Genomic DNA, 24,352 nt, shown 5'->3' on the forward strand with positions numbered 1-24,352 from the left:
AGAGTATTAAGGGGGGGCATCGCCATGACCAGAGAACGTTTCCCTTCTGTTCACGCTGCCACGTGGAGCGGGATCGCCGGGAATTTGACACTTGCAGTAATCAAGGCTGGGTTCGGTTATATGGCAAACAGCAAATCGCTGCTTGCAGACGGCCTGCACTCTGCTTCAGAAGCTGCTTCTTCATTGTCCGGCCTCTTTCCCTCGAAGTCTGTACAAACAAAAACAAAGGCTCGTAGGGAGCGGTCAAAGGAACATTCACGTATCGCGAGACCTGGAATTTCGGTATTATTATCTGTACTCATCCTTATGGGAGGCTTGCAGATCGCGATCTCGGCTTTGGGTAGTCTATCTGGAGAGGAACCAGAATCGCTAGATAAGTATACCCATGCACTTGTTGTAGCTTTTGCAGCACTGGCTGTGAAGGAAGCAATCTTTCAATATCAATACCGATATTTCCGTAAACGAAATCAATCGCAGGCTCTGGCTTATGCACAGCAACATCGTCGGGCACTCTACTGTTCACTTATCGTCTTGGTCGGTATTGTAGGTTCCATGACAGGAGAAACGATGGGGTGGAGCGTTCTTCGATACATGGACCCCGCAGCTGCATTGATAGCTTCCTGCTTTGTGCTTCACAAAGGCTACAGAATGATTGTGGATACCGTATATGGTTCACTTGTTCAGGAACTGGAACAGGAAGAAGCACTTGACTTCAAAGAGACGGTGCAGCGTGTATATGGCATTATTACGATTGAACATCTGGTAGCACGTGAACAGGAACATGATGTTACGATTGAACTGGTCATTAGTGTGAACCCTAGAATTTCCGTGCTCGAGGCACAAGAGATTTCCAATCGGGCGAAGACACTTCTCTTAACTCGTTTCAGTCATGTGAAAGAAGTACAGATCCAGGCTGTACCTTATGATCCTGGATATCCTTATAAATCCAATCATGAACTGCCAGATCCTGAAGCGACATTAATTCAGTAATGAAGCTTGGTCCAGTAGATCAGGAAAGGAGCGTTATCATTGCTTTATTCGCAATACCGGTGGAACACACCGAATATCGATCTGGAGGCGGCTGCGGGACTCTCGCAGGCGCTTTCCGTTTCATCACTTGTTGGACGTTTGCTGGTCAGTCGGGGGGTTCATAATGAATCAGAGGCAGAACAATTTCTTCATCCTGATCTGAATCAAATGCATGATCCTTATCTGCTTCGGGGCATGAAAGAAGCTGTACCCCGAATCCAGCAGGCCATTGAGCGTGAAGAACATATTTTAATATATGGGGACTACGACGCGGATGGTGTATCCAGTACATCCCTGATGATCCATCTGATGCGTTATCTCGGTGCTTCTTATGATATCTATATCCCTCATCGTTCCAATGAAGGCTACGGATTACACAATCATGCCTTGGATTGGGCTCATCAACAAGGAGTCACGCTGGTGATTACGGTAGATACTGGAATCAGTGCTGTAGAGCAGATTGCTTATGCTGCAACACTGGGAATGGAAGTCATTGTGACGGATCACCATGAACCACCTGAAGTTTTGCCTGAGGCCTATACGCTCATTAATCCCAAGCTTCCGGACTGTCCTTATCCTTTTAAAGGGTTAGCTGGTGCGGGTGTAGCGTTGAAGCTGGCTCAGGCATTGATCGGAGAAGTGCCTGGAGAATGGATGGAAATTGCCGCTATTGGTACGGTTGCCGATTTGATGCCTTTGGAAGGCGAGAACCGGGTTATCGTCAGTTATGGTGTTGAGTCCATGCGAGGTACACGTCTGCCTGGTGTAAGTGCTCTGCTTGAAATTAGTGGTGTGGATCAAACTCAGGTCACCTCAATCAATATTGCCTTTGCCATGGCTCCGCGTATTAATGCAAGCGGACGTCTGGATCATGCCGGCCGAGCCGTATCGCTGCTTACAACCGAGGATCTGGATGAGGCACACACTCTGGCAGGCCAACTGGACTTGCTGAATCGTGAAAGGCAACAGGTTGTTGAGGGCATACTTCTGGAAGCGACAGCCCAGTTGGAGCAGAAAATCCAGCTTAATTCCCGAGCAGTGCCGGATGTCATCGTTTTAGCTGGAGAAGGCTGGAATGTAGGGGTTGTAGGTATCGTGGCTTCCAAGTTACTTGAACGGTATTATCGGCCAACGCTTATCCTGGGCATTGACCCGGAGAGCGGCGCTTGTAAAGGCTCAGCACGCTCCATAGAGGGGCTGGACATCTATGAAGCATTAACGGCTTGCAAACACACGATGGACCATTATGGGGGTCACCCGGCTGCAGCAGGCATGAGCCTTCATCGCGATCAGCTTAAAGAGCTGGAAGCTGGACTGAATGAGTTTGCTGCATCCGTGCTGACGGAGGAGGACTTTGTTCCCCATCGTCTTGCGGATGACGAGTGCAGAATCAGTGATGTGCCACTGCAAGTCATTCAAGAGATCGACAGACTCCAGCCATTTGGCATGAGTAATCCTTCTCCTCGTTTTGTACTGCGCAATGTGACTGTAAAAGAAACACGGACGATGGGACGCGAAAAGCGTCATCTGAAACTGGTTTTGGAGCAGGATGGTCAGCAACTGGAGACGGTCGCTTTTGGCAAAGGAGCATTAGCTGAGTTTCTGCCTCCAGGCTCTATCATTGATGTCATGGGCGAGTTGTCCGTTAATGAGTGGAACGGGCTGAAGAAACCACAATTGATGCTGCAGGACATTCAGGTCCCACATGCGCAAGTTTTTGATTTGCGAGGCAGTACGGAGCCTTTGAACGCGATGAAGCAGTTCTTAAGTTCGCTTGAAATACATTTACGATACAAGTCAGGTTCTATTGGTGCCATCGTTCGGAAAGAAACGAATGTTTCCGAGGGAAATTCATTGTATGAACCGTGCCTTTGGGTATATGATAGAAAGGTCGGGTTATTTCCGTGCAATGCTGCCGCGCAGCATTATGGGCAGGAACAGGTCCGGACGTTATTTGTGTTTGATACGCCGGAAACCCCGGAACAACTTGATGCAATGCTGGCTTTATTCAGCGGAGCCGAGAATATCATCCTTCTGCACGGATCAGGCAACCGCCGAGATCGCCTTCAGATGCCTTCCAGAGAACTCTTCAAGCGTATTTATATGCTGGTATCCAAATGGAGAGCTGAACCGGTGGAGGAACAAGAGATCACTCCTGTGCTCAGTCGTCAGTGTGGCTGCTCGCCGCGTATGATTACCATGATGTTGGATGTTTTTGAGGAGTTATCGTTCATTACCCGAGAAAATGGAAAGATTGTGTTTGTGGATAACCCACCCAAGCGTGAGCTAACCGCTTCGCGTCATTACCAGGCGCTGGAGAGTATGGCCGAGACAGAGCAGGTGATGCTGGATGCATCGACCCCTCAACTGACACAATGGATGATATCCCGGATGAAGGGCGTATCTTAGATAGAAGTTGTGCTATTTATTTTAGGAGGAGATTATTTTGGATTTTAAAGATTATATTCGTGTCATTCCTGACTTTCCACAACCGGGAATCAGCTTCAAAGACATTACGACATTGTTGAAGGATGGAGAAATGTACCGCAAGGCGATCAATGAGCTGAAAGTAATGGTTTCAGATCTCAAAATTGACGTTATTGCCGGACCTGAAGCACGTGGATTCGTTGTGGGCGCTCCACTGGCGTACGCTTTGGGTGTAGGTTTTGCTCCGATCCGTAAAAGCGGTAAATTGCCTGGAGAGACGATCGAAGTCGGTTATGATCTTGAATATGGCAAAGATACGCTTGCTATGCATACAGATGCGATCGAAAAAGGACAAAATGTCCTGATTGCGGATGATCTGCTCGCGACAGGCGGAACGATTGCTACCTCCATTAACCTGATTGAACAATTGGGTGGCAAGATTGTAGGGGCAGCATTCCTCATTGAGCTGTCTGATTTGAATGGACGTGCAAAATTGCCGGGAATTGATGTATTTACATTGATGAACTACTAGAATTCCGGCATTCATTGCTGTTAAATCACGTGAACTGGATCTCCCGTTTCCCGGGAAATAATATACAGCATTAACTATTTGCAAAAAAGCCTGTCCCTCAACCCGTAAAGGTGAGAGAGCAGGCTTTTTGCGTTGTACGATGTATAAGATGAAGAATGAATAAACATTGTTCGTTCAGACCAGTCTGCAAGAAATCAATCTGGAGTTTTCTCGGTTAAAGGCTGTTTCTCCGTTTGATCATTCGACCAACCCAGTACTTCAAATAATTTAAACAACAAGCTCAGCAGAATTCCGACGATGGTTGCCAGAGCCATTCCCTTGAGATGAATACCATAAAACGTGATCTCCGTACCACTGAGTCCGATGACGAGTACAAGAGTAGTTAATAACAGGTTGGTTGGTTTGGCAAAATCCACTTTCTGTTCGACCAAAATACGCAAACCGGATGCCGCAATAACTCCGAACAGAAGCAAAGAGACACCACCCATAACCGGAACGGGAATGTTAGCTATAAGTGCCGAGAACGTACCTGAGAACGAAAGCACGATCGCGATAACGGCTGCGCCGCCAATAACATACGTCGAGTAAACCCGGGTCAGAGCCATAACCCCAATATTCTCACCATAAGTAGTATTCGGAGTGGATCCTACAAAACCGGAAAGAATAGTTGAAACGCCGTTTCCGAGCAGGGAGCGATGCAGACCCGGGTCCTTGGACAGATCTTTGCCCACAATGCTGCTCGTAACAAGCAGATGTCCGATGTGCTCAACAATGACAACGAGTGCCACAGGCAAAATGGTGAAGATGACAGACCAGTCAAATGTCGGTGTTGTTAATGTAGGCAGCGAGATAAAGTCAGCGTTCGCTATGTTCTCGGTTTTTACCTCACCCATAAAGTATCCAAGCACGTAACCGGATACAATCCCGATTAGAATATGAATGATCTTGGGGAATCCACGGAAGGTTACTGCACCAATAACAGTGATACCAAGAGTAACTAGGGCTAAAATAATCGGTTTGGCTTGAGGTATCCAGTCGGGATTCTCAGCAGGGTTTGAATTGATCAGACCAGCCATTTGCGCTGCAACAGGTACAAGCTCAAGACCGATCAGGGCAACAATCGCACCCATAACCGCTGGCGGGAATACCACGTTAATCCAGCCTGTGCCCGCGTATTTGATGATCAGAGCTACAATGCAGAAAACAACTCCCGTTACGATGAATGCTCCAAGTGCCATGGAGTATCCGTTATCAGGGTGTGCGAGTAACACGGAAGAAACAGGTGCAATAAAAGCAAAGCTTGATCCAAGATAGGCCGGGATTTTTCCTTTACACATGAGTATGTACAACAATGTTCCAATACCGTTCATAAGCAAGATCATACTTGGATCGACACCGAACAGGTTCGGCACAAGTACCGTGCTGCCAAACATGGCGAACAAATGCTGGAGACTCAGCAGCGATCCTGAGCCAAGCGGCATTTTTTGATTAACCTGAATTTCACGTTGCAATGAATGTTCATCTCCTTTTTCCGAAACACAAATCTTCAATATAGTACAGAGTTTCTCTTCATTTAGCAATAACATTTTTCCACTAAGCATGGCGGAACCCTTTTTATTTTGCGAATCGACCCTTCTATTTCGGCAAATAACGGTAATAATACATCTTAAATAAGAATGATTTCCAACCTCTGTTGAATATCGGGCAACATCTTTGGGGAATGACACATCACGTATAAAAAAATTGGATATGTGCTCTTATTCGTCAGTAGTTGACGGGAAACGGGCGAAGCGTCATAATTATAGGAAATTACTTTTACGGGGAACCTGTGTTGATATTATGTCACGGGTTCCATTTTGTATAGAAAGGACACGGAACAGATCAGAATGGGCATAGAGCAATTACTCGAGAAGGCCGGGGCATATATCAAAGAACCCGATCTGGTGCGCATACGTGAAGCTTACGAATTTGCTGATCAGGCCCACCATGGACAGACGCGAAAATCGGGAGAACCGTATATTCTGCATCCGCTTGCGGTTGCCGATATTGTTGTAAACATGCAGATGGACACCATCTCCATCATTGCAGCGCTTCTTCATGATGTAGTAGAAGATACTACGGTTTCACTTGAAGAAATCCGCAATCATTTCGGCAATACGTGTGCCATGCTTGTTGACGGCTTGACGAAGCTGGAACGTATTCAGTTCCGCTCCAAGGAAGAACAGCAGAACGAGAACTACCGCAAAATGTTCATCGCCATGGCGCAGGACATCCGTGTCATCGTGATCAAATTGGCTGACCGTCTGCATAATATGCGGACACTCAAGTTTCAGTCGGAAGAAAGCCAACGCCGGATTTCATATGAAACGTTGGAGATTTTCTGTCCGATTGCGAACCGTTTGGGTATCTCTGCGATCAAATGGGAAATGGAGGACATCGCCCTCCGTTATTTGAATCCGCAGCAATATTACCGAATTGCAAACCTGATGCACAAAAAGCGTGCGGAACGTGAGCAATATATTGATACGGTTATGGACGGTATTACGAGCAAGCTGGATGAGATGGGAATTCAGGCAGATCTGTCAGGACGTCCTAAGCACATCTACAGCGTGTACAAAAAAATGACAACGAAAAACAAACAGTTTAACGAGATTTATGATCTGCTTGCGATTCGTATTATTGTGGATAACATCAAGGATTGTTATGCTACCCTCGGCATTATACACACGTTATGGAAACCGATGCCTGGACGTTTCAAGGACTATATCGCGATGCCGAAGGCGAACATGTATCAATCGCTGCATACCACAGTCGTAGGTCCGAATGGTGAACCGACTGAAGTTCAGATCCGGACATGGGATATGCACCGCACCGCTGAATTCGGGATTGCTGCCCACTGGGCCTACAAGGAAGGCGCTGCGAACGGGAACAATTTTGAAGATAAAATTACGTTCTTCCGCGAGATTCTTGAACTTCAAAATGAAGCGCAGGATGCGTCTGAATTTGTAGAATCGCTTAAAATGGATTTCTTCTCCGATCTGGTATTTGTATTCACGCCAAAAGGTGAAGTTATCGAACTGCCGACGGGATCTGTTCCATTGGATTTTGCATATAGAATCCATACAGAGGTGGGTAATCGGACGATTGGTGCGAAAGTAAATGGTCGTATCGTTCCGCTCGATTATCATCTCAAAACAGGCGATATCATTGAAATTTTGACGTCCAAACATTCTTATGGACCGAGCCAGGACTGGCTTAAAATCGCCAAATCCTCTCACGCACGAGCGAAGATCAAGCAATGGTTCAAGAAGGAACGGCGGGAAGAAAACGTTGAAAAAGGACGCGACAGTTGTGAACGTGAACTCAAGCGCATGGGACTTGATCCATCTGCCTGGATGACGGACGATAAGTTGCAGGAAGCAGCCAAAAAGTATGCCTTCAATGATATTGAGGATATGCTCGCAGCTGTTGGATTCGGTGGCATTACGGCTGCACAGATCGTGACCAAAGCAACGGAGAAACTTCGCAAAGAGCAGGAAGAATCCAGCTTGCTTGAGCTGAACTCCGAAATGCGTGAGCTGAAGCCTGCACCTGAACGCAAAAACCGTCCGACGAATGGCATCCGTGTCAAAGGTATAGACAATTTGCTTGTTCGTTTTGCACGCTGCTGTAACCCTGTACCAGGGGATGCTATTATCGGGTATGTTACACGTGGACGTGGGGTTTCGGTGCATCGAACGGACTGTCCAAATATCCCGTCCAGTACGGATGGGGAAGAAGCAGCTCGCGTCATTGAAGTCGAGTGGGAAGAGAATATTGAAGCCAACTACAGTGTGGATATTGAGATTACGGGCCATGATCGCAATGGCTTGCTCAATGAAGTGCTTCAGGCTGTTTCCGAAAGTAAAACCAATATATCTGCCGTCACCGGACGTACAGATAAAAATAAATTAGCATTGGTGCACGTCACAATTCTGATTCGCAATACGGAGCATCTGCATTCGGTTGTGGAACGGATCAAACGGGTGAAAGATGTCTATTCTGTGCATCGGATTATGCAGTAAGGAGCCTGTAAGATGAGGGTGCTAGTACAACGCTGTAAAGAGGCTCAGGTGACCGTTGGAGAAGAACTGACGGGGAGAATTGAATCCGGATTGATGTTGCTCGTGGGAATTACACATGAGGACACGGAGAAGGATGCCATCTATTTGGCAGACAAAATCGCTGGACTTCGTATCTTTGAAGATGAGCAGGAAAAGATGAATCTCAGTCTGATCGATGTGGGCGGGGCTGTATTATCTGTCTCACAATTTACCTTGTACGGAGATTGTCGCAAAGGAAAACGCCCAAGCTTTGCAGCTGCAGCCAGACCTGAAGCGGCAGAATTGTTGTATGAAACGTTTAATCAGCTGTTACGGGATAAAGGAATTCAGGTGGAAACCGGACGTTTCGGAGCAATGATGGATGTGACTTTCACGAATTGGGGACCGGTGACTTTAATGCTTGAAAGCCCTATTCGTCAAGAAATACATGCATAATTGGTTGAGGAACAGGCCATAATGAGGGATAATTCGGTTCATTAACATAAGATGATCAAAGGAGTATCCCACCCATTATGCGCCAATCCGTCAAGGAAACACGTTCCCGAATTGAACCTTTGCTTCTGCCTGGAAACCTGTATGAGTCCCTGAAGCTTGCCCGTGCTGCTGCCGAGTGTGCAACAACGATTTGGGCTCTTCGGGATTCGGACAAAGGGGAGCAGAGCCGTCTTCCGCGTGACTGAGTGCTGACCATTAGGAATGAATGAAAAGTCTTGATTCGATCATCGAATCAGGGCTTTTTTTGTTATGGAACTTAACTGTAGCTGAATCAGATGGTCTGATCAAAGTCAAAATAATACAGGCTCGTCATGTTATAAACGGCTCTGGTTAGGGTAATAACAGAACGAGGCACGATGGCGTGCCAGGTTCAGTATTTATTACGGGCAATGAACAAGAAATGTACACCAACAATTTCTGCGAATACCCGATTTCAAGAAATTTCGAACACGGAAAGGAGAACATACGTTATGAGTAAAGTTGCTTTTTTATTGGCGAATGATTTTGAAGATTCGGAAATGCAGGTTCCATATGATGAGGTGAAAAAAGCCGGACACGACGTGGAAATTATCGGCTTGAAAGCAGGAGAGACGCTGAAAGGTAAAGGTGGTAAAGCCTCCTATACTTCGGACAAAGCGATCGCTGAGGTTTCGGCTTCGGATTACGACGCAGTTGTCATTCCTGGTGGATCTTCTCCTGAAAATTTGCGTACGGATGCACATATCCTGAAATTCGTAACGGAGATCAACAGTGCGAAGAAACCAATCGCGGCGATCTGCCATGGCCCGCAAATTCTGGCAAGTGCGAATCTGTTGAAAGGCCGTACGATTACATCCTATCCTCCGCTCAAGGATGATATGGTGAACGCAGGAGCGGAGTTCAAGGATCATGAAGCTGTAGTAGATGGCAATTATATTACATCCCGTACGCCGGCCGATGAACGGGCATTTGTCCGTGAGTTGTTAAAAGTCATTTAATGACTTGGGGCAGGACGTACGTTAATGTATTTTCTGATCAAAATGTAGATTGAAGCGCGCAGCTTCTAAGTTTTCATTACACTAAGCATTTATTCCGATAAAGGAGGGTTTGACATGACAAAACATATTCAGGCGTATTTTCGGACCGAGGACGAGGCAGAGGGGGCAAGAACCTCACTTCAGACGTTCCGTACAGAGCATTTGGAAGTAGGGCAACTGGATAGCGCGGTTGGCAGAGACAAACGGATTATGGTACCTCTGGTGCCTTATAATACAGCGGGTGGCGTAGGAACCAATCGAGCTATGGGTGTGGGTGCTGCTCCTGGGGTTCCCGCCAGTGAAAATGTAATCCCGGTCGTCAGCAATGTGGATCGTGATACCGAGCGGGGTTCCCGGCAGAATGTGAATGAGGATGGCGATCTGTTGGATGCTGCGGATGTGTCCTCGGGGGATTATGACGATCTGCGTTATGTTTTGTCTGCCAAAGTAAGGGATGAGGATTATGAGGAAATCATTCATAAACTTCGTTCCAACCAAGCTTATGTGGAAGAATTGAATTAATATGTAGTATGAAGCCCTTGCAGGGTCTGACTTCCATGTCAGGGCCATCTGCAGGGGCTTTTATAATGGAGAAAACAACAAATTATAAAGCGCTATCATTTTTGTAATATTACTGTAATATTAGTTACATAAGCCTTTAACATAGCCCGTTTATAATAACACACATGACCCCCTTTTTTTATATATCCTTTGAGCCTGCACACCGTGTGCAGGTTTTTTTTTTGAAATGAGAATTTATATGTTTTGGGCGAAGCTTACCCCTTGTTTAAATTTTTTGCTAGAATAGAGAAATGGGTTAATGTATTTTAAAGCGCATTGTTTTCATAGTTGGGCTATATTGGACGGTAAATCAAGCTTCCAGCGATTGGGCTCAGGCAAATCCAATCCTATGATCGAGAGTATGAGGAATTCATCGCCAGAGTGATCGTTATATTCTAGATGAACATATACTCGCTGAAACGGCCCCGCCCTTATATAAGGGCGGCAACCGTTTCTGCTTGATGCTAGAAATTGTAAGTTATATAGAATGCCTCGTTTGAGAAATGACACCTATAATGCTAAAGCAACAGTGTTCTCATGCGAATGGCTAGTGACAGATTTAAGGGGGAATTAGTTTTGAGTAAGGTTGGAAGAAATGATTTATGCCCATGCGGAAGCGGGAAAAAATATAAGAAATGCTGTCTGGACAAGGAGTCCTCTGCGGTAGAATCCGTACTGAGGCTGATATCAACGGAACAGCCTGTTCAGGAAGCCTCGGTTCAGCCTGAGAGCAAACTGACCTTGACCAAGCTGAAAAAGATGGTAGAGCGCGAACTGAAATGGGAGCATCCGGCTCACGAACAGCTGGCCCTGCAGCTTATTGAGGACATGAGGAACGAGTACGATCGGGAGCTGATTTTGGAAGGTCTGATGCTTTGGAACGGCTATTCCCGTCAGACCCGCCCTTCTGTGAAGAAGACAGGCTCGTTCTGTGCGGCTATCGAGTATTTGCTGTCCGAGGAATACGGCTTCAATGTTTCGAAGGCTGAGCTGGCCGTTAAATATGAGGTAACGACAGCAACGATCTCCCGAAAGGTTAAGGAGATGTTCAATTACATCGAAGAATACGGCATGGGCGGCGAAACGGACGAGCTGATGATTCTGAACAGCCCAGGCACGTCAAAGGACAAAGCGCAGGCTCTGCTGTATAAGGCGATGGAAGCCAGTTCTTCCAAACGCAAAATACAGCTGGCGAAAACGGCGCTGGAGATGTATTCTGACAGCTCTGATGCGTATCTTATCCTGGCTGAGGAATCGGACAATGAGACGGATGCACGGGCTTACCTCAAGGCCGGAATCGCTGCTGGCGAACGCGAACTGGGCGAACTGTTTTTTGAAAAGAACAAAGGGGACTTCTGGGGGCTTCATGAGACTCGTCCATATATCCGGATATGCAAAAGCTACGCCGAATCCTGCTGGTTTGGCGGAGATGCCGAAGAAGCAGCACGAATCCTGGAGCATATTTTGGAGCTTAATACGGAAGACAATACGGGAGCGCGTTACCTGCTCGCTGCTGTGTATTTGTACAGCAACCAATTGAAGCAGGCAGAGCAAACGATGGATAAATATGGGAAAATTGACGCCACAGCCGCCTTTGCCTATGACCAGATCATTCTGGAATATAAGAAGAACGGAATTACCTCACGGCTCAAAATGCTGTACCGTGTTGCCCGGGGTGTGAACAAACATGTGCCTGATTACCTGCTGGGTTTGAAGCGGCTGCCGCATAACCTCCCTGATTTTGTCGGAATGGGCGATTCCGACGAAGCGATTGAATATGTCATTATGCACTCCCGTCTATGGGCGAGTGTACCGGATCTGCTAAAGTGGATGCTGAAAACAATAGAGGTATAAGAAGGCAATAGAAGTTCGAATTCATTGGTTGAATCGAGCTTCTATTATCTTTGATTTCTGTGGACTCGACATCCCGTACGGCGTGTGAGAATTTTTTTTAGTGCTATCTTTTTGTGCTAGCCCTTGACTTTAGCACTGCGGTTCATTACAATCAGAAAATAAATTAACTTTAAACGTTGTATAATAACATGTAACCATATAACTTGATGATTTGATGACGGGACCAAGTACTCCGTGCCCACATGAACAGAGAGGAATCCCTTGGCTGTAAGGATTCTCTTGATGAGCGGACGAATGACTTCCCCGAGAACAGACAGCGAACACATTAGATTTATATCTGATGGTCATTAGCTGGCCTGCGCAGGGCGTGCGTTATACGTAGAGCGGAATGATCTGTTTGATCGGATTGCTAAGGCAATCTTAGATCCTTACATGATCACCTGAACGGCGAAAGTGTCAGGGATTCCGGAATGTGGGTGGTACCACGGGTGAATGTGTAAACACAATCCCTCGTCCCTTTGTTTGCTGTGTATACAGCGACAGGGCGAGGGATTTTTTTGTTATATAAGTTGATCCTAACATTTATACCATAACGGAGATTGCAGAACCAATCTGTAGAAGCGAAGCGTTCGGCTAAAAGCTTTCTGCAAGAAAGCTGCTTCGGAACCATATGCTATCCCCGGATTTCCCCATTGAAAATTGAATTAAAAAATCTGGGGATAACAGCGATCGGAAGATGGTACTGCAATCGGAGTGGGCAGGTGTAACAGTCCTGGAACAACTTATTATACAGAGAAAAATAGATGCTGGAGGGATGAAAGATGGCTTTTCAAAAACCGACTGGAACGCAGGACTTGCTGCCTGGTGTTGTGGAAAAGTGGCAGTTCGTAGAGGAAAAAGCGCGTGATCTGTGTCGTCGCTTTAATTACCGCGAGATTCGCACACCGATCTTCGAACAGACTTCTTTATTTGTACGTGGCGTTGGAGAAACAACCGATATTGTTGAGAAAGAAATGTATACTTTTGATGACAAAGGCAATCGAAGTATGACACTTCGTCCGGAGGGAACAGCGGGTGTTGTCCGCGCTTATGTGGAAAATAAAATCTATGGCGAACCGGATGTGAGCAAGCTCTATTACATCGGTCCGATGTTCCGGTACGAACGTCCGCAAGCAGGTCGCCAGCGTCAGTTCCACCAGTTCGGTGTAGAAGCCATCGGTGCCCTTGATCCAGCCATCGATGCTGAAGTCATTGCGCTTGGGTATCAACTGTGTGTAGAACTGGGGTTGAAAGATGTCAAAGTGGAGATCAACTCCGTTGGAAACTCGACCAGCCGTGCAGAATACCGCGAGACGTTACTTGGGTTCCTCAGACCGATGAAAGACAGCCTGTGCAAGGACTGCCAATCCCGGATGGAACGTAATCCGCTGCGTGTGCTCGACTGCAAAGTTGATCAGGACAAATTCGTAGGGGCACCGTCCATACTGGATAGTCTGGATGAAGAGTCATTGAACCACTTTGCCAAGCTGAAAGAGTATCTGGATGATTTCGGCGTGGATTACGCGGTGAACAATCGTCTGGTACGCGGATTGGATTACTACACATTGACTGCTTTTGAACTGAAAGCCCAAGGTATTGGCGCGATTGATACAGTCGGGGGTGGCGGCAGATACAACGGCCTCGTTGGAGATATCGGTGGGCCGGATCAGCCTGGTATTGGTTTCGGTATCGGTCTGGAGCGTATTCAACTGATTCTGGAGCACCAAAATATTGAGGTTACTACACTGGCTCCATTGGATGTGTACTTTGTTGCTTTGGGAGATGCTGCTGATCGTGAAGTGAACCGACTGTTGTTCAAAATCCGTCAATCCGGCCTGTCCGGTGAACGCGACTATCTCGGTCGCAAGATGAAAGCCCAGATGAAATCAGCCGACCGTTTCAAAGCCCGTTACACTGCCATTCTGGGTGATGATGAGCTGGAGCGCGGGGAAATTGCCCTGAAGTCCATGGATACAGGTGAACAACAAACGGTGAAGCTGGATGATCTGGTAGCAGCTATACGCGGAAGTAAATAAGCACGAGTTTGAAAATGCCAAATAGCAACAATTGATCCGGCAAAATTACCGAGGTTAGCCAAATGTTTCCGATTAATCGGGGGTTGACGAGTCTGAGGTAACCTGCCTTTTCGAATAAAATCGTCTTCACGCAACCGCACTGTTGAATAGCGGGCTCTGCCCGCCCATACAGAACGGAAATTCACATATGAGGAGCTTGGTTATGAAAAGAAGTCATCATTGCGGCGCATTAACACCCGCACACATCGGTGAAACCGTAACATTGAACGGCTGGGTACAGACCCGCCGTGACCTGGGGGGCGTACTGTTTATCGATCTGCGTGACCGCAGCGGAATTGTACAAGTTGTTTTCAACCCCGCTTACTCTGGCGAAGCATTGCAAATCGCTGACAGAGTGCGGAGCGAGTATGTTATCGCGGTAACGGGTAAAGTCGTTAAACGTGACGAAGAGACTGTAAACAAAAACCTGCCTACAGGCGAAATTGAAGTCCAAATTACCGAGATTGAAGTGCTGAACGCGGCAAAAACACCTCCATTCTTCATCGAAGATGGTGTGGAAGTGGACGAGTCCCTTCGTTTGAAATATCGTTACCTGGACCTGCGTCGTCCGGAAATGTTTGAAACATTGAAATTGCGTTCCAAAGCATCCAAAGTGTTCCGTGATTATCTGGATGGCGAAGAATTCGTTGAAGTCGAAACACCAATCCTGACCAAGAGCTCCCCGGAAGGTGCGCGTGACTATCTCGTACCAAGCCGTGTGCACGAAGGTGAATTCTTCGCCCTGCCGCAATCCCCACAAATTTACAAACAATTGCTGATGGTCGGCGGACTTGAGCGTTACTATCAGATCGCTCGTTGTTTCCGTGATGAAGATTTGCGTGCAGACCGTCAACCGGAATTCACCCAAGTCGACATCGAGACTTCCTTCCTGCAACAGGATGACCTGCTGCCAATGATGGAAGAGCTGATGGCCAAATTGCTGCGTGAGACAAAAGGAATTGAGCTGGAACTGCCTTTCCAACGGATTACGTATGCAGATGCCATGGGTAAATATGGTTCGGACAAACCGGATCTGCGTTTCGGCATGGAACTGGTAGAAATGAACGATATCGTAGCGAACAGTGGTGTGAAAGTATTTGCTTCTGTCATTGAAAAAGGTGGCGAAGTAAAAGTGCTGAACGCCAAAGGCTGTGGCACATGGAGTCGTAAAGAGATCGATGACCTCGGACCATTCGCAGCGCGTTACGGTGCAAAAGGACTGGCATGGATTCAAGTGAAAGATGGCGAGTTCAAAGGGCCAATCGTGAAGTTCTTTACGCCGGAAGAGATTGAAGCAGTCAAAGAACATACGGGTGCTGAAGAAGGCGACTTGCTGCTCTTCTCTGCTGACACCAAAAAAGTGGTTGCTGATGTACTTGGCGCACTTCGTCTGAAAATCGGCCGTCAACTGGGACTGATCGATGACAGCAAATTCAAATTTGCATGGGTTGTGGACTTCCCATTGCTCGGGTACGATGAAGATGCAAAACGTTATGTCGCAGAGCACCATCCGTTTACACGTCCAAAAGACGAAGATGTACATCTGTTTGACACCGATCCGGGTGCAATTCGTGCACAAGCCTATGACCTTGTTCTGAATGGTTATGAAGTGGGCGGCGGTTCGATGCGTATCTACAAACGTGACGTTCAGGAAAAAATGTTTGCTGCCCTGGGACTTTCCCCAGAAGTAGCTAATGAAAAATTCGGATACCTGCTTGAAGCATTCGAATACGGAACGCCACCACACGGCGGAATTGCCTTTGGTCTTGACCGTCTGGTGATGCTGCTGGCAGGCCGCACAAATCTGCGTGAAACGATTGCCTTCCCGAAAACGGCAAGTGCAACGGATCTGCTCATGAATGCACCTTCTGAAGTGGATAACTCCCAATTGGAACAACTTCACATCCGCGTAACCCGTAAACCGGTGGCGGAAAAGAAATAAAGGAGGCATCGATTCTCAATGCTCCATCAATTTTCCAGAACAGAACTGGCTATCGGACCTGAAGGTCTGAACGCCTTGAAAAATAGTACAGTCGCAGTGCTTGGCATCGGCGGCGTGGGCGGTATTGCAGTGGAAGCTCTCGCCCGCAGCGGTGTTGGACGTATTATTCTGATTGATAAAGACGTAGTGGACATCACCAACATCAATCGTCAGATTCATGCTTTGACCACGACCGTGGGTCAGAAAAAAGCAGATCTGATGGTGGAACGGGTGAAGCTCATCAATCCGGAGTGCGACGCGATTGCACTGAATATGTTTTACACGGAAGAAACGTATGAGGAATTATTCAAGTATGAGCTGGATTATGTGCTGGATGCTTCCGACACGATTATTTACAAAATTCACCTCATCAAGGAATGCCTCAAACGTAAGATTCCGGTGATCTCCAGCATGGGTGCGGCAAATAAAATGGATCCGACGAAATTCCAAGTTGCAGACATTTCGAAAACGACCATGGACCCGATTGCCCGTGTTGTCCGCACAAAACTGCGGAAAGAAGGCATCAAAAAAGGTGTGAAAGTGGTCTTCTCCACCGAAGAACCATTGAAACCTCGCGCAGACGTAACGCAGAAAATCGTTCCTGAGAATGCACCGGAAATTCGCAAGGCCAAACAGCCACCAGCGAGTAACGCCTTTGTTCCTCCAGTAGCCGGGCTGATTATGGTCAGTGTAGCTGTCAAAGACCTGCTTGCAAAAGCGGAGAAGTCAGAGGCGTAAGGTGAATGCTGCTAGTTAGCAGATTAGCTTCGTTCAATGTTCGCCCATCCAGCGCGGGTGCCATGTGCACCTGCGCTTTTTGGTGTTTTTCTACGGCATGTACTTCCCCGCAAAAACGGTGTATGATATGGTGTGGTGCGCGAAATGATGATACATACAGGATCGTAAGCAGAGAGGGGAACAGAACGAATGAAACACGGATGGATGTCCAGACAGCTGGGCATGACACCAGAAGATCAGTGGAAGAAGGAGATTGTGGCGGGGGCCATTTCCTATTTTGCTGTCGTATATATTGTGATGGTCAATGCAACCATTCTTTCCGATGCAGGAATGCCGCTGCAGGCAGCGATGGTGGGCACACTGCTCACGTCCATTGCCGGATGTCTGCTGATGGCATTTGGCGGTAAATCACCTATTGTGGTGGTACCTGGCATGGGGATCAATGCGTTTTTCACATATACACTTGTGCACTCGATGAAGCTGACATGGCAGGAAGCGCTTGCTGTGGTGGCTGTTACGGGATTGCTGTTCGCTATTGTTGCCTTTACATCGTTATATAAAATAATTAGCGAGGCAATTCCTAAAAATCTGCAGCACGGCATTACCGTAGGGATTGGATTATTTCTAACCTTTATCGGACTGCAAAAGAGTGGCATTGTCATCGCCCACCAGACAACCTTTGTTGCGATTGGGCATTTCAATGATCCGAATGTGATCACAGCCTGTGTAACCCTTGTACTTGCAGTTATTTTATTCATACGCAATGTGCAGGGCGGGCTGCTCATCAGTATTTTGATCGGGACAGGGCTTGCCTACCTGCTTGGAGCAGTACATCCCGGTGAACCGGTATCCGCGCTGGATGCACTGCGTCAATACGGTGGCTTGTTCGGTCAATTGTCTCTGATGAAGCTGGCAGATATTGCGTTCTGGATTGCTGTATTTCTGCTGTTATTGATTGTCGTGTTTGAAAATATCGGACTTGTTACCGCCCAGACCAACATGATTAATCGTCCGGCACGTTTCAAAGGCAGCCTGCGTGCGTTATCGATCAGCACGGTGCTGGCAGGCATCTTCGGCAGCAGTCCGCCAGTGGCGGCAGCCGAGACAACAGCGGGCATTGCTGCAGGCGGCCGTACAGGGTTAACTCCGCTTGTGACAGCTGTGCTGTTCGGAGCAACCTTTTTCTTCATTCCGCTGCTCGGTTATATTCCCGACAGTGCGATTGCACCTATTTTGATCATCATCGGCGGTTTGATGGTACAGGGTGTGAAGGATATGGATTTCAGTGATTTTACAGAAGCGTTTCCAGCGTTTCTGATTATGGTGATGATTCCTTTTACATACAGCATTGTGGATGGCATGGCTTTTGGATTTATTGCCTATCCGCTGGCAAAGCTTGCTGCGGGGAAAGGGAAAGAAGTGCCTGTCGTGATGTACGGCATTTCGATCCTGTTTCTGGCGAACTTTGTGCTGCATGGTGTTCTGTAAAACGAAGGTGAACTGATCAAGAGCAGGAGGAACGGATAATGGAAGAGCAGGAGGCACGGGGAATGGAAGAACAGCAGCAGTTGGAGTCTGATTCAAACGAGCCCAAAGTAGGGAAGAAAGGATTCAAGGATTTCGTCAAGCTCATCGCTTCTACGAATCCACCGAAATTGGTTCTGATTGTGGCTCTCATCCTGACATTGATTCAAACGACAGCAGGATTAATCGTTCCCTTGATGACCAAAGGTCTCATTGATGGGCTGACCACATCAGCGCTGAATAAAACGGTTATTTTTCTGTTACTCGGAGCTTTTGTCATTCAAGCCATTGCCTCCGGTATCAGCATCTATATGTTGAATTATGCGGGTCAGCGCGTTGTAGCTACGCTTCGTACCAAGCTGTGGAACAAAGTGTTATCGCTGCGTATGCCTTATTTTGACCGCAACCGTATCGGGGACACGATGAGCCGGATTACGAATGATACAAGTCAAATCATGACCCTGATTGCGGATTATCTGGTTTCATTTGTTTCCAACATCGTTGCTGTGATCGGAGGTGTGGCGCTTCTATTTTATCTGGATTGGGTGATGTCGCTCATCATTCTGAGTCTGGTGCCGTTGACCATGCTGATTCTCATGCCCGTGGGCCGGAAAATGTACAAAATCTCCAAAAAACAGCAGGATGAGATGGCCGGGCTTACTTCCGTGTTAAGTCAGGTCATTAGTGAAATACGACTGGTCAAAGCGTATGGAACCGAGAAGCAGGAAGCAGAGGCGGGTGATTCCCGAATTCGCAAAATGTTTGCGTTTGGGTTACAGGAAGCACGTATTCTGGCGCTGATTGGTCCCTTGTTTACTTTTGTCATGACGGCTGTGTTGGTTGTCATTCTTGGTGTTGGGGGGATGCGTGTAGCTTCCGGCCTGCTGTCGCCAGGGGAATTAGTTGCATTCATTCTGCTGCTTTTCCAGGTCATTATGCCGATGGGACAGTTCACAACCTTATATTCACGTTTGCAAAAAGTAGTCGGTGCCACTGAGCGTATTCAAGCTATACTTGCGGATGACGTAGAACCGGATCACAGTACCAAGCAGGCTCCTCGCGGGAATGATACAATCACATTTCACAATGTACATTTCTCCTACGTTACCGGGGAAGCGGTGCTGCACGGTATAAACTTGACCGTTCCGACCCGTAAGGTGACAGCGATTGTTGGTCCGAGCGGCAGTGGCAAATCCACGCTTTTCTCGCTGGTGGAGCAGTTCTATCTGCCAGATTCGGGCTACATCTCCTATGGCGGAGAAGCGATCAGCGAGTATTCCCTCGCTTCCTGGCGTAACAAGATCGGGTATGTATCGCAGGAAAGTCCGCTGATGGCGGGCACGATCAAAGACAACATTACCTACGGTTTAGATCGTGAGGTGACGATGGAAGAGATCAGAAGAGCGGCAGAAATGGCATATTCGGCGGACTTTATTGACAAGCTGCCGCAAGGCTATGATACGGAAGTGGGCGAACGTGGCATCAAGTTATCTGGCGGGCAGCGTCAGCGAATTGCTATTGCCCGTGCGCTACTGCGCAGCCCGGACATTCTGATGCTGGATGAAGCCACCTCCAGCCTGGATAGCACCTCGGAATACGAAGTGCAGCAGGCATTGTCCAATCTGATGGAGGGCAGAACGACCATTGTTATTGCGCATCGATTATCTACGGTGGTGGACTCCGATCAGATTGTCGTGCTGGAGCACGGACATGTTACCGGGACAGGAACTCACACAGAGTTGATCAGCACTCATCCGGTCTATCGTGAACTGGCACAGAAGCAGTTTGTGGCACAGGATGGGCAGAATAAGCATACGGAGCTATAAACGAGCAAATTGGCTTCCAGTAAACTGTAAAATCAAAAAGAATAGAGACAAAGCGCTCTCCTTGTGGTAAAAAGTGGTCACTACAACTCATTTTACACAAGGAGAAATCACTATGTCTCATACCACCATCGTATCCGATCATGCTTCCCTGCGCAACTATTTGTTGCAGCACCGCCTGCCATGTATTTTTCAAAGCCGGTCTTGGCCATATCGAGACCATATATGGCAGCCTTACGGCGAAAGGATTTCGTCGTAAGGTGGTGGACCTGGCGGAATACAGTGATCGCCACCGGACCACGCTTGGCCATTTTATGGCAGAGGGCAAGTGGGATGAATCCGTGCTGCAAAACAAAGTCAAGACGGATCCCTCCGCCATGTGGTCGAGATCGCTACAAGCACGCAAGAGCCATTGTTTGTCATCCACGATGATACGCGATCTCCAAGAAGACAAAGCCTTCGTCACAGGCCCAGTCTCCGATCGAGCAAGCAGGTTTTCATCATTCGCAATTTGGAAGGCAAAGTTGTTAGGGGGCATCAAGTGCAAGCCGCGGTTGTTCAAAGCGGGGGCAGTACCTTGATCCATGCGATTGATCCGTACGATAAAATGAAAACACATCCCGACGGCACGATCTACACGAAAATGGATCGTGTATCCGACCTCGCCTCGCCGCGTCCTCTTCCCCCGTACAGCGGCTATGTGCTCGTGAATTCCTGGTTTAAATATACCCGCGTCATCGACAATTACGCCGCCGCAGATGTTGCCTGGCACATCCGAAAAGAAGACGTTCGCCTCCGTGACCGTGATAGCAATTGTGACCATTTGGCCAAGTACTGTGGGCTATGACATCGAACGAGCTGTTCTAGACAGCCGCTCTGCTTCTCCGTTACAACAATATCTATTTTTTTAGGTCCTCTTAAGATCCGTTTCAACTCTATGAACATTATTATTGTTCTTAGAGTATACTATATTTTATAGTGGATTTAACCATTTGTATATTTCGAAATTATGCACTAGGTTTTCGAGTGAGAGGTCATGGATGATTATTCTATATCTTCTATTTTTACTAAATACCCTCTTCCTCGATGGTTTATTAAAATTTGTGGATCATGTGGATTTTTTTCGATTTTTGACCTGATATTTTGGATATGTACATACAATGTTGCTAGTCCTGGAAGATCCAGTTGATCTAGGAGCTCATGAGAACTAAATATCTTTCCTCGATTCCTGACTAATAGAAATAGCAACTTGAATTCTGTAGATGATAATGGAGTGCATCTACTATCTTTTCCTATACAATGTCCGGTAATATTAAAGAAAACCTCTTTAGTAAGCTGGATATATTCTAGCACATCGACAGGCCTTTGTTTTTCTTCTTTTTCATTATGAATATAGCGACAAAAATCTGTAATAGGTTTTGCTAAATGTATTGTCGCTTTCTGTTGCTGTATATCATGATATATCTTTGAGCTGTCTGCACTGAAAATAAGGATAGGGAGTGGCGATAAATCCAATAGTTGTTTCCAGAAACTAAGATCATCATTCGAGCAAATTTGTAAATCTAAAATAACCGCTAGGTATTTTTTATGCTGTTCTAAAATGATTTTTTTTAACTTACTTTGGTCGTTAATTTGGGTTAAGCTAATTTCGGACAATTTAAAAATGCTTTTTAAAATAGGTTCCTCATTGGAAAGTTTATTTGAAAACATAAGAACCTCCATTTTCTGCGCCCCTTTCTTTCAATATTATAATAAATTTTTGTTGTAAAAGGAATGAAATAGAATAATTCATCTTTGGCTACTCGCTATACTTCGTGGGACAAGTTAATATAGGTCGTGGTTGATAGAGTAACTTGACATCGAGCCTCTGCGGGCATGCAAAAGGGAGAAACCACAAGGGTTTCTCATGACGGGTTTAGCCTATCATGCCTGCTCCTTCATGTAAATTCAGTCTATAAAAATTAGGTCAACCCACTTCGAACAGCGACGAGCCGAGCCATATTTTGTGCACTTCAGTTCAGGTTCTTGCTATTGTTCGTGGATTCGCACTTCATCCATGGCTTAGCCAACCGGCCTCATTACATGGAATTTATCAAACGTAATCTCTGTGTCAGGAAAGTACTTTTGGATGCCATTAGTAAAAGCAGGTGACATATCGAAGCAAACCTCTTCAATCTGCTTTACAGAAGCGCCTTAAAGCGTTTGAGCGTATCCATCCCTGCAAACAGGACTGTTTTATGATCCACGTCCACGAGCAGGGTAATGTATCGATATCCGCGCCTTAAAGACGTTTCATCAATGGCAATCCGTTTTACGTCTGAGAGATCAAGTTCTTTGATGGCTTTATCCACATAGTGATAGAAAATAAGCCACATACGAGCGTCATGCCCACGGAGTTCGTGGGCTGCTGCGTTAACAGGTATTTCAATCATCAACCGCATCGCCCAAGCGTCAAACAACAGCGTAAAGTGGGATAACGATCTGGCCCATTTCACAGATACTTGAGTTACTCTAGTCGCACATGTTGGATTTTACGCTCGGCAGCCTAGAATGCATGAACGTATTCCAGTCCCAGAAATCCAAGTGCCGCCAGTGTTTTTTCTCCGTGTCGTGAGCTTTACATGACGTTCCGCAAAGGTAGTTTCTCTTGCAAAATCATCAAACAAATGCCAGGATTGATCTTGATCGTCAAACTCAATATGAGTCAATCCCCAAGGATATTCCAATTACAAAGCTGTTCTAAACATGTCTGAAATCAGATTGTTATTACTGCTCATTGAAGTCTACATTTGTCATACCGCTGCTACTAATCTTCTTACTAAGCAGTATTTATGAGTCAGACATAGCCGCGAACTATTAGCGAGGAAGCGAAAGACTTTGATACTGCCGAAGTTGGTGGCATTTAGCAAGGGGAAGTCGATCTTGATTTTACAGATAGATGTGGAGCGCTTTAAACCGAACTAGTGGGTATATATGATTTTTTTGTATTTTTTTCTCATTTATAGATTTATATATATTATCTCATAACTCGTGTATAAGCGTCAAATTTAGCCCACTTTCGACTTCAACACAAGCGGAATTTGTCTATACCCGAAATTCTCATAGCATTATTCTGAAATCGGTGAAGAACCAGTGATACCAAGGAGTGATGGATTGTAAAATGAAGTGAAACACTCACTGGAAATAAATAAACAAAGGGCCCATGACCGGATTCGTGTAGAATGAAAGTTCTCACACCCCATTCACACAAGGAGAATCCACCATGAGCTACACACACTTAGCTTAATCGAGCGCAGCAAGGCTAAAAATCCTCTATCAGTAGGGGAAAAGTACCCGAGCGATGGCCAAGGAGCTTGGCAGACATCATGGCACCATTAGCCAGGAGAGCTATGCCCAGCGCCGTAAGGCTTCAGTTCCCTTAGGGAAGTGGAATCCAGAGCTGGCGAGTAGCATCGAGGAAAAGCTTCAGGCGACCTGGTCTTCGGAGCAGATCATCGAGCGATTGCGTCAGGAGGGTCAAGCGATGGTATGCTTAAAACGATCTATCGCTGGCTCTATGCAGGCTTGTTGGCAAAAGGGAAGCTCACCGTGCTCTGGCATAAAGGCAAGCGGCAGAAGCCAGTGGAAAAGCGGGGCAAGTTTGCCATGGGCAAGACGATTTCTCAGCGCCCCAAAGAGTTCGTTTTCGTTGTTTCAAGTCGTGGGGAAAAGCAAGGGTTGTGTGGCTACGTTTGTTGAGCATAAAACCCGTTTGTACACCGCGATTCGCATGCCTGACCGTACAGCTTTGTCGATGGAGATTGCCTTTGTGGGGTTGTGGCCTCACAGTACCCTGCCCATGCATTTCAAACCGCTAGCGCTGACCGTAGCAAGGAGTTTGCCTGTTACGCCAGCTTGGAAGAAAATCGTGGCGTACAGGTGTATTTCGTAGATCCGTATTGCTGCTGGAAACGCGGCTCCAATGAGAATGCCAATGGCCTCTTCGGGAGTCTTCCCAAGGGGACCGATTTCGCCCAAATCACGGATGGAGCCTTGGAGACTGCTCTACGCTTGATCAAGACGACGAAAATGCTTAGGCTGGAGACCGCTCACAATCCTTTTCAGAGGAACTGTCGCACTTGGCTTGACAATCCATCATTTGATAAATTCTCGATA

The 24,352-nt window shown here is 46.8% G+C and carries 20 protein-coding genes and 1 pseudogene; 17 read left to right on the plus strand and 4 right to left on the minus strand.

Translation table 11 applies throughout. The annotated features are described in order from the left end of the window. The first annotated feature begins 24 nt into the window (after positions 1–24). From BMW94_RS07145 to BMW94_RS07155, 3 genes are read left to right on the plus strand one after another with little or no spacing between them, the layout of a single operon-like run. Positions 25–990, plus strand: coding sequence for a cation diffusion facilitator family transporter (locus BMW94_RS07145; RefSeq protein ID WP_090996343.1), 966 nt, complete (start codon positions 25–27; stop codon positions 988–990). 39 nt (positions 991–1,029) lie between these two features. Beyond that, on the plus strand, positions 1,030–3,438 hold the full coding sequence (gene recJ, locus BMW94_RS07150) for a single-stranded-DNA-specific exonuclease RecJ (protein WP_090996346.1): 2,409 nt from the start codon (positions 1,030–1,032) through the stop codon (positions 3,436–3,438). 37 nt (positions 3,439–3,475) lie between these two features. Beyond that, positions 3,476–3,988: an adenine phosphoribosyltransferase gene (locus tag BMW94_RS07155; protein ID WP_024633046.1), complete on the plus strand. Its 513-nt coding sequence runs from the start codon at positions 3,476–3,478 to the stop codon at positions 3,986–3,988. 194 nt (positions 3,989–4,182) lie between these two features. Here the strand turns inward: BMW94_RS07155 and uraA are convergent, their stop codons facing one another. Continuing rightward, positions 4,183–5,499, minus strand: a complete 1,317-nt coding sequence (uraA, locus tag BMW94_RS07160; RefSeq protein ID WP_090996349.1) for a uracil permease — start codon at positions 5,497–5,499, stop codon at positions 4,183–4,185. 375 nt (positions 5,500–5,874) lie between these two features. Between uraA and BMW94_RS07165 the strand changes: the two genes are divergently transcribed. The 12 genes from BMW94_RS07165 (at position 5,875) to BMW94_RS07220 (ending at position 21,044) form a co-directional block, all read left to right on the plus strand. Continuing rightward, on the plus strand, positions 5,875–8,052 hold the full coding sequence (locus tag BMW94_RS07165; RefSeq protein WP_090996351.1) for a RelA/SpoT family protein: 2,178 nt from the start codon (positions 5,875–5,877) through the stop codon (positions 8,050–8,052). Between the two features lie 12 nt (positions 8,053–8,064). After that, positions 8,065–8,526, plus strand: coding sequence for a D-aminoacyl-tRNA deacylase (dtd, locus tag BMW94_RS07170; protein WP_090996354.1), 462 nt, complete (start codon positions 8,065–8,067; stop codon positions 8,524–8,526). 77 nt (positions 8,527–8,603) lie between these two features. Continuing rightward, positions 8,604–8,771: a hypothetical protein gene (locus BMW94_RS30405; RefSeq protein WP_175480610.1), complete on the plus strand. Its 168-nt coding sequence runs from the start codon at positions 8,604–8,606 to the stop codon at positions 8,769–8,771. Between the two features lie 285 nt (positions 8,772–9,056). Further along, positions 9,057–9,563, plus strand: coding sequence for a type 1 glutamine amidotransferase domain-containing protein (locus BMW94_RS07175; protein WP_090996358.1), 507 nt, complete (start codon positions 9,057–9,059; stop codon positions 9,561–9,563). A 114-nt stretch (positions 9,564–9,677) separates the two neighbouring features. Continuing rightward, the gene (locus BMW94_RS07180; protein ID WP_090996361.1) at positions 9,678–10,124 is read left to right on the plus strand and encodes a hypothetical protein; all 447 of its coding nucleotides are present in this window, start codon (positions 9,678–9,680) and stop codon (positions 10,122–10,124) included. A gap of 615 nt (positions 10,125–10,739) precedes the next feature. Then, positions 10,740–12,017: an SEC-C metal-binding domain-containing protein gene (locus BMW94_RS07185; RefSeq protein ID WP_090996364.1), complete on the plus strand. Its 1,278-nt coding sequence runs from the start codon at positions 10,740–10,742 to the stop codon at positions 12,015–12,017. Positions 12,018–12,838: 821 nt separating this feature from the next. After that, positions 12,839–14,092: a histidine--tRNA ligase gene (hisS, locus tag BMW94_RS07190; protein WP_090996366.1), complete on the plus strand. Its 1,254-nt coding sequence runs from the start codon at positions 12,839–12,841 to the stop codon at positions 14,090–14,092. Positions 14,093–14,294: 202 nt separating this feature from the next. Continuing rightward, positions 14,295–16,073 (plus strand): aspartate--tRNA ligase, encoded by a 1,779-nt coding sequence (gene aspS / locus BMW94_RS07195; protein WP_090996368.1) that lies wholly within the window; start codon positions 14,295–14,297, stop codon positions 16,071–16,073. 18 nt (positions 16,074–16,091) lie between these two features. Next, positions 16,092–16,850, plus strand: a complete 759-nt coding sequence (locus BMW94_RS07200; protein ID WP_090996371.1) for a tRNA threonylcarbamoyladenosine dehydratase — start codon at positions 16,092–16,094, stop codon at positions 16,848–16,850. Between the two features lie 189 nt (positions 16,851–17,039). After that, entirely contained in the window at positions 17,040–18,338 is a 1,299-nt protein-coding gene (locus tag BMW94_RS07205; protein WP_090996374.1) for an NCS2 family permease, read from the plus strand. Between the two features lie 38 nt (positions 18,339–18,376). Beyond that, a complete protein-coding gene (locus BMW94_RS07210; protein ID WP_254790155.1) occupies positions 18,377–20,200 on the plus strand; it encodes an ABC transporter ATP-binding protein in 1,824 nt (607 codons plus the stop codon). Positions 20,201–20,738: 538 nt separating this feature from the next. After that, the gene (locus tag BMW94_RS07220; protein ID WP_090996380.1) at positions 20,739–21,044 is read left to right on the plus strand and encodes a hypothetical protein; all 306 of its coding nucleotides are present in this window, start codon (positions 20,739–20,741) and stop codon (positions 21,042–21,044) included. A gap of 197 nt (positions 21,045–21,241) precedes the next feature. Here BMW94_RS07220 and BMW94_RS07225 read toward each other — a convergent pair whose 3' ends face one another. From BMW94_RS07225 to BMW94_RS07235, 3 genes are all read right to left on the minus strand, one after another. Then, complete coding sequence (locus tag BMW94_RS07225; protein WP_175480611.1) at positions 21,242–21,907, minus strand: winged helix-turn-helix domain-containing protein; 666 nt, start codon at positions 21,905–21,907, stop codon at positions 21,242–21,244. 351 nt (positions 21,908–22,258) lie between these two features. Further along, entirely contained in the window at positions 22,259–22,372 is a 114-nt protein-coding gene (locus BMW94_RS31255) for a transposase (protein ID WP_368086904.1), read from the minus strand. A gap of 5 nt (positions 22,373–22,377) precedes the next feature. After that, complete coding sequence (locus BMW94_RS07235; RefSeq protein WP_139209319.1) at positions 22,378–22,692, minus strand: ISL3 family transposase; 315 nt, start codon at positions 22,690–22,692, stop codon at positions 22,378–22,380. Between the two features lie 1,033 nt (positions 22,693–23,725). Here BMW94_RS07235 and BMW94_RS30870 point away from each other — a divergent pair. Then, positions 23,726–23,935 (plus strand): hypothetical protein, encoded by a 210-nt coding sequence (locus BMW94_RS30870; protein ID WP_254790156.1) that lies wholly within the window; start codon positions 23,726–23,728, stop codon positions 23,933–23,935. A gap of 171 nt (positions 23,936–24,106) precedes the next feature. Next, positions 24,107–24,211 (plus strand): annotated as a pseudogene (locus tag BMW94_RS30875) (IS30 family transposase); the annotation flags it as partial. Positions 24,212–24,352: the final 141 nt, after the last annotated feature.

It is taken from the genome of Paenibacillus sp. OK003 (assembly GCF_900109515.1).
Lineage (GTDB): Bacteria > Bacillota > Bacilli > Paenibacillales > Paenibacillaceae > Paenibacillus > Paenibacillus marchantiae.

What these genes read in the sequence shown, in the direction of transcription:
- BMW94_RS07165 (WP_090996351.1), top strand. Translation starts at nt 5,875, where the DNA reads ATGGGCATAGAGCAATTACTCGAGAAGGCCGGGGCATATATCAAAGAA.
- BMW94_RS30870 (WP_254790156.1), top strand. Translation starts at nt 23,726, where the DNA reads ATGCTTAAAACGATCTATCGCTGGCTCTATGCAGGCTTGTTGGCAAAA.
- hisS (WP_090996366.1), top strand. Translation starts at nt 12,839, where the DNA reads ATGGCTTTTCAAAAACCGACTGGAACGCAGGACTTGCTGCCTGGTGTT.
- BMW94_RS07145 (WP_090996343.1), top strand. Translation starts at nt 25, where the DNA reads ATGACCAGAGAACGTTTCCCTTCTGTTCACGCTGCCACGTGGAGCGGG.
- BMW94_RS07210 (WP_254790155.1), top strand. Translation starts at nt 18,377, where the DNA reads ATGGAAGAGCAGGAGGCACGGGGAATGGAAGAACAGCAGCAGTTGGAG.
- BMW94_RS07205 (WP_090996374.1), top strand. Translation starts at nt 17,040, where the DNA reads ATGAAACACGGATGGATGTCCAGACAGCTGGGCATGACACCAGAAGAT.
- BMW94_RS07200 (WP_090996371.1), top strand. Translation starts at nt 16,092, where the DNA reads ATGCTCCATCAATTTTCCAGAACAGAACTGGCTATCGGACCTGAAGGT.
- BMW94_RS07225 (WP_175480611.1), bottom strand. Translation starts at nt 21,907, where the DNA reads ATGTTTTCAAATAAACTTTCCAATGAGGAACCTATTTTAAAAAGCATT.
- BMW94_RS07175 (WP_090996358.1), top strand. Translation starts at nt 9,057, where the DNA reads ATGAGTAAAGTTGCTTTTTTATTGGCGAATGATTTTGAAGATTCGGAA.
- BMW94_RS07180 (WP_090996361.1), top strand. Translation starts at nt 9,678, where the DNA reads ATGACAAAACATATTCAGGCGTATTTTCGGACCGAGGACGAGGCAGAG.
- BMW94_RS30405 (WP_175480610.1), top strand. Translation starts at nt 8,604, where the DNA reads ATGCGCCAATCCGTCAAGGAAACACGTTCCCGAATTGAACCTTTGCTT.
- dtd (WP_090996354.1), top strand. Translation starts at nt 8,065, where the DNA reads ATGAGGGTGCTAGTACAACGCTGTAAAGAGGCTCAGGTGACCGTTGGA.
- aspS (WP_090996368.1), top strand. Translation starts at nt 14,295, where the DNA reads ATGAAAAGAAGTCATCATTGCGGCGCATTAACACCCGCACACATCGGT.